Source organism: Bacteroidota bacterium, assembly GCA_018816945.1.
Classification (GTDB): domain Bacteria; phylum Bacteroidota; class Bacteroidia; order Bacteroidales.
This window is the reverse complement of the sequence record JAHIVC010000059.1, coordinates 42582-54371: the sequence shown is the minus strand read 5'-3', so window position 1 is coordinate 54371 and position 11790 is coordinate 42582. Positions and strand designations below refer to the sequence as shown.

7 protein-coding genes and 1 tRNA gene are annotated in these 11790 nt (G+C 36.3%); 3 read left to right on the top strand and 5 right to left on the bottom strand.

What is annotated here, in order from left to right:
• Positions 1-97 (bottom strand): GIY-YIG nuclease family protein (locus tag KKG99_09090; GenBank protein MBU1013150.1); only part of this gene is annotated, 97 nt, incomplete at its 3' end.
• A 31-nt stretch (positions 98-128) separates the two neighbouring features.
• Positions 129-206, bottom strand: a tRNA-Val gene (locus tag KKG99_09085).
• A gap of 346 nt (positions 207-552) precedes the next feature.
• On the opposite strand from KKG99_09085, the gene KKG99_09080 reads away from it, so the two are divergent.
• Positions 553-2844 carry a BamA/TamA family outer membrane protein gene (locus KKG99_09080; protein ID MBU1013149.1) on the top strand — a complete coding sequence of 764 codons (2292 nt, stop codon included), beginning with the start codon at positions 553-555 and terminating at the stop codon, positions 2842-2844.
• A 21-nt stretch (positions 2845-2865) separates the two neighbouring features.
• Positions 2866-4293, top strand: coding sequence for an AAA family ATPase (locus KKG99_09075; protein ID MBU1013148.1), 1428 nt, complete (start codon positions 2866-2868; stop codon positions 4291-4293).
• Positions 4294-4362: 69 nt separating this feature from the next.
• Here KKG99_09075 and ispF read toward each other — a convergent pair whose 3' ends face one another.
• The 3 genes from ispF to porU form a co-directional block, all read right to left on the bottom strand.
• Positions 4363-4854 (bottom strand): 2-C-methyl-D-erythritol 2,4-cyclodiphosphate synthase, encoded by a 492-nt coding sequence (ispF, locus tag KKG99_09070; protein ID MBU1013147.1) that lies wholly within the window; start codon positions 4852-4854, stop codon positions 4363-4365.
• A 6-nt stretch (positions 4855-4860) separates the two neighbouring features.
• Positions 4861-6051 carry a type IX secretion system outer membrane channel protein PorV gene (porV, locus tag KKG99_09065; protein ID MBU1013146.1) on the bottom strand — a complete coding sequence of 397 codons (1191 nt, stop codon included), beginning with the start codon at positions 6049-6051 and terminating at the stop codon, positions 4861-4863.
• 147 nt (positions 6052-6198) lie between these two features.
• Positions 6199-9954 (bottom strand): type IX secretion system sortase PorU, encoded by a 3756-nt coding sequence (porU, locus tag KKG99_09060; protein MBU1013145.1) that lies wholly within the window; start codon positions 9952-9954, stop codon positions 6199-6201.
• A 317-nt stretch (positions 9955-10271) separates the two neighbouring features.
• Between porU and KKG99_09055 the strand changes: the two genes are divergently transcribed.
• Positions 10272-11756 (top strand): SUMF1/EgtB/PvdO family nonheme iron enzyme, encoded by a 1485-nt coding sequence (locus tag KKG99_09055; protein MBU1013144.1) that lies wholly within the window; start codon positions 10272-10274, stop codon positions 11754-11756.
• The last annotated feature ends 34 nt before the right edge of the window (positions 11757-11790 follow it).

Sequence of the window (11790 nt, the reverse complement as noted above, 5' to 3'; positions counted from 1 at the left end):
TGTTATGCTCTTTTAGGCGTTCATCCAAATTATTTGTGCTGCCAACATAATATTTATTGGCCAACTGAGAAAACAAGATATAGGTACAACATCCCATAAACAAAAAAAGCTCCCCTATGAGGGAGCTTTGGTGGGCGATGAGGGATTCGAACCCCCGACCCCCTCGGTGTAAACGAGGTGCTCTGAACCAGCTGAGCTAATCGCCCTGTTGTTATATTAAAGATCGTTTTTTGCGACCCTCCCGACTAAAGTCGGGACTCTCTGAACCCTGCCTGCGGCAGGCAAGCAGCTGAACTAATAGCCTTGATCTTAATGAACGTCCCGTTTTTTAAACGGAGTGCAAATATAAAATATTTTTTTGAATTGAATAATATATATTGAAAATATTCTTTTTTTTAATAAAATGGTTTCGAAAGACATTTGGATAAAATTTATTCGATAGAAATTGTACTTTTGTGAAACACTTTAGTTGGGTTGACTTTGAATACTTTAAACACAAAACACCTTATTCTAATCCTGGGCATCAGTTTGTCGTTATGGAGCTGTGGGACGATGAAACATATTCACCAACCCTTGGTTAATAAAACTAAAGTCACTATTCACGGTGAGAAAAGCAATATCGATAAAGATGAAATTTCAAATTTAATTTTACAACAACCAAATAAAAAGTTTTTAGGGCTATGGAAGTTTAAATTATGGGCTTACCAAAAACCTGAAAATGGTAAGAATAGATCATTCAAATATTGGATGAGGGAAAAATTCGGTGAGGCACCTGTTTATCATGACGCCCAAAGCACACAAACTAGCCTTCAACAAATGAAAGTATATTTGGATAAAACCGGGCATTTTAACTCTAAAGTTTGGGATGAGCAAAAATTAAAAAACAACAAATTAAATATCACTTATCATTTAGAACCCGCAGATCCCTATCACATCCGAAAATATTCACATCGTTTATCCGATAGTTTAATGGCGGATAACATCAGACGCTTATACAGAACGAGCCTGATTAAAGAAGGTGATATTTATAACGCTTTTATAATTGATAACGAACGTGATCGGATTGCCGATTCATTAAAAAACGTTGGATACTTTAATTTTAATAAGGAATACATTTATTTTGAAATTGATAGCTCATTAAACAATCATGAATTAGACATCACTTTAGTAATCAAAGATCAGAAAGCACGTTCACTTATAAACCCTGATTCAATTGTTGAGACTCCTCATGAACAATTTCATTTGAATAAAATTTATGTGAATTCAAATTATGATTTACTAAACCCCACGAATCAAATATTTGATACCTTGGAAATAAACATTCAAACTGATACTAATTACACAGCTCAAAACACATACTATTTCCTGCATCAGAATGAACTAAAAATTAAACCAAAAATTATAACTCAATCATTATTGCTTAACTCAGGCGATTTATTTAATCTGGATGCAGTGAAAAAAACCTACCGTCGTTTAGCGGATCTACGTATCTATAAATATTCAAACATCCAATTCACGCTGGTACCGGATTCAATAAATTATCTCGGAAAAAACCTCTTGGATTGCAGGATAAATTTAGCCCGCAGTAAGGTTCAATCATATACTCTCGAGGCAGAAGGCACTAACTCAGGAGGAGATTTGGGATTGGGAGGCAATCTGGTTTATGCCAATAAAAACATTTTCAGAGGATCTGAACTATTTCAAATCCGACTAAAAGGTGCACTTGAGATTCAAAAGCAGAATTCAACAAGTACAATTACCAATGACAAATTTTTATTTTTCAATACGCTTGAAACGGGTGTCGAAATGAGCCTGAGTATTCCAAAGTTTTTAATTCCGATAAGCCTGGAAAGTTTTCCAAAAGATTTTAACCCCAAAACCACTGTAAGCACAGGTATTAATTATCAGCAACGTCCTAAATACCGAAGGTATATCACCAATATTTCATTTGGCTATAACTGGTCGCAAAATGAAAAAATCCATCATTTCTTTTCCCCGATTGAAGTTAACTCCGTTAAGGTATATCCAACTCCTGAATTTAAGGTATTGCTTGAAGAACAAACAAACGTGCGGTTAAAAAACCAATATACCGACCACCTTATTACAGCATTAAAATATAATTTCATTTTCAACGATCAGGATATAAATAAACTTAAAAACTTTATTTACTTCCGTGGAAATTTTGAGACATCCGGCTTTTTGCTTAAAGGATTTAGTATGTTAGCCGGAATTTCCGAGAACAATGAAGGATACAATACATTATTCAATATTCGTTATGCGCAGTATGTTAGGGCTGATTTTGACTTTAGATACTATACCGTTATTTCAAAGGAACAGAAAATAGTTTGGCGAAGCATGATCGGGATTGGAGTTCCTTATGGGAATTCGGATGACCTGCCCTTCGAGAAAGGGTTTTATGCCGGAGGTGCAAATGGTATGCGAGGATGGAAAATCAGATCTCTTGGGCCCGGTTCCTCTGCAACAGATGAAACTACCGATCAAATTGATCGTATTGGCGACATCCAAATGGAGGCAAATATTGAATATCGTTTCCCCATTTACAGTTTTGTTAAAGGTGCATTTTATTTAGATGCAGGCAATGTCTGGCTTTTAAAAGAAAATGATTTTTTCCCTGGGGGTAACTTTAAATTAAAAAACTTTGCCAGCGAGATTGCTTTAGATGCAGGTTTTGGGCTTAGATTCGATTTTAATTTTTTCATTTTTAGGTTAGATGCCGCAATGCGATTAAAAGATCCGGCCAATAACGTATCCAGCAGATGGGTATCTCTAAAAGATGGATTCAATAAGCTTGCCTTAAATTTTGGGATTGGCTACCCATTTTAATAGCTGAACCTTAATAAAACAATGGAACTTAACAAACTCATTACGCTCTTTCGAAAGCAATTCCCTTATATTCCAACTACCGGACAGGAAAGATTGATTAATGAGTTGTCCTCATTCATTCTGGATAAAAACCCGTTATCACTATTCGTTTTAAAAGGATACGCCGGAACAGGTAAAACCACCATTGTGAGTGCTCTTGTAAATATTCTTCCACCCCTAAAAAAATCCTTTAATTTATTGGCTCCAACGGGAAGGGCAGCGAAGGTTTTAAGTAATTATTCAGGTCGAAATGCACACACCATTCACCGTTTTATCTATTGGGCAACAACCAGCAGTGATGGAAGGTTCAAGCTTGTTTTGCGTCCGAATAAACAAAAGGACACGATTTTTATTGTTGATGAAGCTTCCATGATTCCGGATGGTTTAAGTTCAAACGATTTCTCACAGGCACAAAGAAGCCTGCTCGAAGACCTGATAAATTTTGTGTACTCGCCTCAATCAAATTGTAAAATTATTTTGATTGGTGACGAAGCTCAATTGCCCCCGGTTGGTTTAGACATAAGCCCTGCACTGAATGTTGATTATTTAAAAGCCTCCTTTGGCCTTGACATCAAAACCCACACATTAACGGAAGTGGTAAGGCAATCCTTGAATTCAGGGATACTGGCAAATGCCACTAAAATCAGAAATAAAATCGAGCACAACGAATTGGATTTTCCATTCTTCGATTTAACTGATTTTACGGACATTCATGCAATTGGAGGGGTTGATCTTGAAGACTTGCTTAATTCGAGCTATTCAAATTTCGGACATGAGCATACCGTGGTAATAACCCGTTCAAATAAAAGGGCCAACGTTTATAATCAGCAAATCCGTCATCGGATTTTATTTCAGGAAGAAGAAATTTCAGCAGGTGACTTTATGATGGTGGTGAAAAATAATTATTTCTGGTTACCCGAAGAATCATCTGCCGGATTCTTAGCAAATGGCGATATCATCGAAATATTAAGCATTCGTAAAATTGAAGAACTATATGGGTTTCGATTTGCGGATGTCAGCATCAAATTAATCGACTACCCCAATGAAGCAGCCCTTGATGTTAAAATATTATTGGATACCATTGCTGCCGAAAGTCCTGCCTTGCCAAAATCTGAAAACAATCGTTTGTTTGAAGAAGTATTAAAAGACTATGAAGACATTCCACAACGTAGGAAAAAACTGGATAAAATGAAAGTAGACCCTTATTTCAATGCCTTACAAATTAAATTTGCTTATGCACTAACCTGCCACAAAACCCAGGGTGGACAATGGGCCAATGTTTTTATTGATCAGGGTTATTTCAATGAAAAAATGCTGGATAAAGAATTCCTTCGTTGGCTTTACACTGCGGTTACGAGAGCCAGTAACCAATTATATCTGGTGAATTTCAAGGACGAGTTTATTACTTAATTAGGAATACTGGACACAAGACTCAAGATTCAAGACCCAAGATACAATATAAATTCTTAGATAATAATTTTAGGGAAGGCTGGTTCTTTTCTCAATTAGCGCAACAGCATATGCTGAAATTCCTTTCTCCTCTCCTACAAAACCTAATTTTTCGGTGGTAGTTGCTTTTATCGAGATTTCAGATTCGGGTATTTGAAGTACTTCTGCTAATCTGGATTTCATTTTTGGAATGTATGCTGCAATTTTAGGCTGTTGAAGGCAGATGGTAGAATCAATATTCCCGATACTGAACAATTGCTGATCCAGTAATCCGACAACTTTTTTTAATAAAATAGTTGAATCTATCTGAAAATACTGATGATCCGTATCCGGAAATTGCTGACCAATGTCTCCTAAATTTGCAGCTCCTAATAAAGCATCGCAAATGGCATGAATCAATACATCGGCATCAGAATGTCCAATCGCTCCTTTATCTGAAAGAACATGAACACCGCCCAAAACTAATTTTGCGCCAACTTCCAGGCGATGAACATCATAACCAAATCCAACTTTAATCTTCATTGGTTTTTATTTGGTGAAGGCTTCAAAATCGAAAAGAAGTGAAAATCTAAGCGTGTTTTCTAAAGGATGCTTTTGTTCCAGAGGAATTAGATAAGATACATCCAGCCCAAATACATTGTATTTAATTCCAGCACCTAAAGTGAAAAATTTACGATTTCCTTTTGTTTTAGACTCGTTAAAATATCCTGCCCTTAAGGCAAATTGCTTATCATACCAATATTCTATACCTGTTCCAATGCTGAATTCTCTAATTTCTTCTCCGAAGCCTCCCGGGGCATCCCCAAATGATTGAAAGATACCTCTGATTACAGAGACATCAGGGTTTTTCCCAGACTCAATCATTTGCAGGCCATCAGCACCATAAACTGGATTTCCAAGATCATCTACTTTATAAATAGGTGGTGTTGGCACGAGTAATTTATTTACATCAATCATAAATGCGATTGAATTATATTCATCCAAATCAAGGGTCAACGATGGTCCAATTCTTAGGTTTGTGGGAATGAAGTCTTTTCTTCCTTCGCCATAAGAAATTTTTGAACCTATATTTGAAATATTTGTACCAAATGCCAGTAACCCACTCGTATTCGTAAAGCTTACTTCTTTTCTCCAATAAAATGAAACATCGGCAGCATATGAAATTCCTGCATGAGTATTAACACCTCCAACATTTTGCCCTTGTGTTAGATCTGAAAAAATAAATCTTGCAGCAACAGAAGCTGAGAAATTTTCAGAAAGCTTACGGGAGTATGCAAAATCAAGGCTAAATTCATTTGGATGATATGTACCTATCCCATCACCAATGTCGTTTGTAAAATTGATATCGCCCAGTGAAAAATACAATAGAGATGCAGCGATGGTTTGATCGGGATCGAGGCGTTTAAAAAAGCTCACATAAGCCAGATTAATATCCGGTACCAAAGCTTTAAGCCATGGACTGTAAGAAATACCAAACCCCATTTCTTTCTCGGTAAAAGCATATTTAGCAGGGTTCCAATGCATCGAATAAACATCAGGACTGGATGATACACCGGCATCTCCCATTGCGCCAGATCGGGCATCAGGAGCAATCATTAAGAATGGAACTGCGGTTGTAATCGTATTTAATGTGGCTTTTTGTCCAAGTTTCGTATTTTGAGAAAATCCATTTACCATCAGAAGAGACAGCAATATCATTAGCGCAAGTTTAAACTTCATATGTAGTATTTTTAATTAAAATGAAGATCAGCTTATGTGAGGTTTATATAATTACTCGTTCGTATGTGTGCAAATTTAACGATATTTTATTTAATATATTGCCTAATTATTTTTGAATGATCGAAGCATATATTTCTATTAAAGTGCTTATTTCAAAATGATAAGCTTCCGGCTATTTGCGCCATCAACCACTTTCCCGTCGATCAATAATCTATAAACATAAATCCCGGCATACAGGCTTGCACCTGAATCAGAAGTACCATCCCATTCGATTAAATCAGAGTTAAATCCTGATGGATTAATTGTTCTAACAATTGATTTAACCATTTTACCATCCATCGAAAAAATTTGAATTTCGAAATTAATAATTGATTTTGCCTGGTTGTGCTTAAAGCTAAAGTTGGTATTATTTCTAAAAGGATTCGGGTAATTTTTCAAATCCTGAACAACGGTATTATCCTGATTTTTGACTTCAAATTCAATAACTGCAATTGAAGAATTATTTACAATATCCCATACTTTTAAACTTAAAGTATGCCTTCCTTCGCTTAACCCTGATAAGGGATAACTCAAGGTCCCGGAAGTATGACTGTCAAGATCTGATTCAAAAAAATCATTCAAAAAATAAGTCTGGTCGGTATTTCCATCCAGCACAGCTACAACGTCATGGCCAATTCCGTTACCTATGGTGTTGATCCCACTCTCATCACTTATTCGGGCATAAATTGATGGACTGTCATTGGTAATGTCACCACTTTTAAAAGACGAGTTGTTCATGTAAAGTGCTATGGAGGGTCCTTCGATGTCGGTCAGCATTTCATCATGATATCCTCCAATAATCAAGTTCTCAAAACAACCCCAGGCATCATTTGATTCACTTTTCGCATAATAGCTGATTTTACCAAATCCATAATTATAAGCAATATCCTTAGGCACCACAAATGAAAAAGAAAAATCCCCATTTATCACGCTTACTGTTCCTTTGTACAAAATATTTGACCTGACATAAAATTCCTGCTCAAAACTGTCATTATCCTGCCCAATTGTTTTTATTCGTGATTTTTTATCATACACAACAGGGTAAAGTACGCCATTAAAAGCAGTATTTTTTGTTCCATTTTTTTGATATACAGAACCCCGAATACTTACCTCTTTCATGGCATTTAAAGTATCAGGGAGTTCTCGTACAGCCATATTATTAATTTCGAGTGTTGCGATGCTGTCGCGCGGAATAGCTAACTTAAGTGCAGGATCTCCCACCAATACAAATTTTTGGGCATTTGATCCATTTCCAACCGCGTTTTTAGATGATTTAATGATATCTCCCAAACGCAAATATTCGCCATTTTCTTTTTCAAAAATATATTTAAAAACCTGTTTGTTTAATTGAAAATTTGCACCGGCACTTGTTGCCCTTGTTGTTGTTAACAGAGCTATTCCTCCTCCGTTTTCATTTAACATCACTAATTCGCCGGCTGATTCCAAAGCCGGATTATCAAATCGCGTAAATTCGCAGGTAGCTGTCACAAAAACAGGTAATCGATCATAATTTTGCCAGGCATTAATATCCTGAATTTCTAAGACACGCTCATGCGCCCACCCTGTTTCGCCACCATGCCCGATATAGTTTACGATTAATGCTCCTTTTTCAATTTTATTATTAATGGCCTGTTTAACTTCAGGATAACGCTGCCCGCCAGGTGCAGATACTTGAGGGTAAGCATCAAAATAGACCTTATCAATGTTTATATTTTTATTGTCATTATCAATAAAAGCCGCTATTTGTTCCGAATCTCTAACATAAGTATTATAATCCTGATCATCGGCAACCAAACATACCGTATTTCGCCAGGCACCCATAACAGCTTCTGAATTTTCTGAATAATGAAAAATTTTATCAACCATACTGCGTGCTTGTTCAGGACTTCTAATCGGGATCCTTCCAATTCCAATATCCAGGCCACCATTGACATTTGCTCCCTCATTTTCATCCAGCAATCCAAAAAAGTCATCCGTGTTATAAGATGAAATAATTGCAGTTGAAAAAGGAGATTGCCATGTCGGTACAAAATTGGTATTGCCTTCAATTCGATTTTTATAGTCAAACGATGCATCCCCAAACAACAATAAATATTTTGGTTGTGAGGTTGAACCGGCCCGATCATACAACATCCTGACAAAATTCCGGATTGCACTTATATCCTGAGCTCCTGATGAAAACTCATTATAAATTTTATCCGGCTCAACTATGCAATAGCTTAAACCATCATGACTCTGATGAAATTCGGCTAATCGCAATGCCTGATCATAAAACACTTTAGGACTTACTATAATAAAATCAACTGCTTGTATGCCGTGATAATTTTGGTTATTGACTACCTCAACAAATTGTGCAGTTAAAAACCCGACATCATCAAAAGCAATAAATTCAAGAAGCGAATCGGTTGCTAAAACAAAGTTTAGCTCGTTACCATTTTTATTGCCATTTATTTTGCTGACAGATTGAGGATTGGTGATATTCCAGACAAGCAGTTTTTCATTTACACCGGATAATTTAAAGTGAGAAATTCTTCCATCGGCAATACTTAGAGAATTTCTGAATGACATTTGACGGCCAGCAAATACAAGTTGCCTCCACGCGACAATTTCGATAAAGTCGAGCCATGCCTTGGATGCAGGATTGGGTTTTAAATAACTAAGCTTTAGATTTACATGATCATTATCTGATAAAAAATCGCCGGTCACGCTTCCTTGAAATGCTTCGGGAGGATATGGAGCTGAGAAATTAATACCTGAAACCGCTATTTGATTTAAAAATGAACCATTTGTACTCACTTCAATTTTGCTTGAAACTGATGATTTGATGGCAGCTTCAACTTTTATCTGAAGCTTTTTTGATTTTATCAGGTTTGGAAAATCAAATTCCAGCGTCCGGAGAGTCACTGCATCAAACACTTCTCCGTACCAATTTCTGCCCGAATTAATCAAGTTTAGATCATTTTGTTCATGAAAAATGTGATCTTCAAATTCAGAAACGATAAAATTGGGTTCTTCGGTAAGGGATTGTTGAGTCGTAATCCGTTTACCCTTTCCAAAATCTGTCGTGATAAAATAATAGGTATATTCGGAATATGCATTTGAAATATGTGAATATTTTTGAGTTGATCGATTGAATTCCCAAACATGGGGCGACTGCCCGTAAAATAAAATATAATCGTTCGCATCAAACTTTCCATCAGCCTCTCCAACCACTTCAATTGCATTTTCGTTTAAATCATCATCTTTTGTTTCACTATTGTTTTCGGGAAGCATGCCTCCTCCATTTCCATAAATTCTTATGTTTCGAGGGTCGATAGCCGAAACATTAATACCCATGGCAGATAAATCGCTTTGAGTAATTTTGTAAACCCCGTCTTTTGAAACCTTTATTTTATACCACTTCCCACTTGAAAGAACAGATTGATTCTTGAACTGAAAAGATCCGACACTTGCATTTGCAGGTTTAACTTCAAGTTCAATATCAAAAGAAATCAACTTTTCAATTTCCCCATTTTCAGGATTTATTCTTAAAGGAAAAACTTCGTAATACAGATAAATCTCTTTTGAAATGGTCCTCATTTCTGATCTTACCTCAATATCATTTTTTATATCTATCTGTTTTAAATTTTGCAACTCAGAAGCCTGCACTTCTTCAAAGTGCGTATTTATCAGCTTCACATTCACGTCTCCATGAATAAATTGAATCGGAATGTTCTCACTAAACAAAGGGATATTTTCAAGCGAAATAACTTGGGTTTGGAGTTGTCCATTTTCCCAATTCACGGTCCTTAATCTGTTTTGCGGAAATGTCACAGATTCGAACATGGTAATCAATATGAATATTATCAGGATTTTCCGCAGCATAGTTCTTTCTTCTTGGCTATTGAGACCTACCGTTTAAACAGTTATTTCGGACTGTTAGATCGGTGTGCAATTACTGTAATTATAATTATTACGGGTGTAAATATACTCAAATAGAACTTTTAGAACAATCCTTACGTACAAATCAAATGTTAACACTTTTTGGTTAACATATAAACTTAGAAAGTTTATAATTTTGAATAATAGTTTGTAATTTTGTAGTAATCGTAAAAAATTATAAAAAAATCTTTAGCTGATAAAGTACTTCTTATACAATAATATACTTCGTTTTTAGTTAAATAGAAAAAATACAATTGTTTATGTACTCAAAATTCATCAATATATTTGGGATCCTACTTGCCCTCACTGTAATTACTTCCTGTAATAAATTTAATATTTTCAAGAAGAAACCAACATCAAGCCCTAGTACAGGATGGAATTATAATTCAGAAGAAAATGGCGGATTTAATGTTTCTGAATTAAATGAACAAGAAACAGGACCTGGTTTGGTTTTTATTGAAGGAGGGACTTTTGTGATGGGTTCCACCCAGGATGATGTGATGTATGAGTGGAACAATATGCCAAGAAGGGTAACTGTTCCTTCATTTTATATTGACGAAACAGAAGTTACTAACCTGGATTATTTAGAATATTTATATTGGACAAGCAGGGTATTTGGGAAAGACCATCCGTATGTATACCAGAAAGCCTTGCCAGACACCTTGGTTTGGCGTGATCGTTTGGGCTATAACGAGCCATTGGTTAATATGTATCTTCGTCATCCGGCATATCAAAATTATCCGGTAGTTGGAGTTAGCTGGGTACAAGCTACGGAATACTGCAAATGGAGGACAGATCGGGTAAATGAACTTTTACTTATAAAATCAAAAGCACTTGAATGGAATAATAATCAGAAAAATGCCGACAATTTTAATACAGATGCTTATTTAGCCGGTCAATACGGAAATGTTCCTGCCAATGACTCTGCAAATAGAAACGCGGTTCAAAGGGTTTCTATTGAAGATGGCATTTTATTACCGGGATATCGGCTGCCTACTGAAGCAGAGTGGGAATACGCGGCATTAGGACTGCTTGGCAACACTGTTAATGAAAGAGTGGTTGAACGAAAGACATATCCATGGAATGGACACAATCTGCGAACCGGCGACAAAAAATACCAAGGTGGATTTATGGCCAATTTTAAAAGAGGACGTGGTGATTATATGGGTGTTGCAGGAAGTTTAAATGATGGGGCTGATATTACTGCACCTGTTGGTTCATACTGGCCAAACGATTATGGTTTATATAATATGGCCGGTAATGTGAGTGAATGGGTGATCGATGTTTACCGACCTCTTAGCTTTGAAGATGTATCTGATTATAGTCCTTTCAGAGGAAATGTTTTTATGAATAAACAAACTGATTCTGCAGGAATGCTTGTACAAAAAGATAGTTTAGGAAGGATTCCTGAGGTTATGGTTTCAGCAGAAGAAATAAAAAACAGGAAAAATTTCCGCCAAGCAGATAATATCAGTTACCGCGACGGTGACCGACAATCAATGATTGGAGGAAACTGGTTAACCCAACCGGGTGACGACACCAAAGCCTTGTCAATGTATGAATATGGGGTGAACTCACTTATAAGTAACGAATCAAGAGTATATAAGGGCGGTTCATGGAAAGATCCGGCATATTACCTAAGTCCGGGAGTTAGAAGGTTTTTAAATCAAAACGAATCTTCAAGCTCAATTGGATTCAGATGCGCCATGATTCGGGTTGGACGAACTGTGCCTGGAGGAAAATAAAAAAATCTATTTAAAGAACTCAACCCCCCTTCCT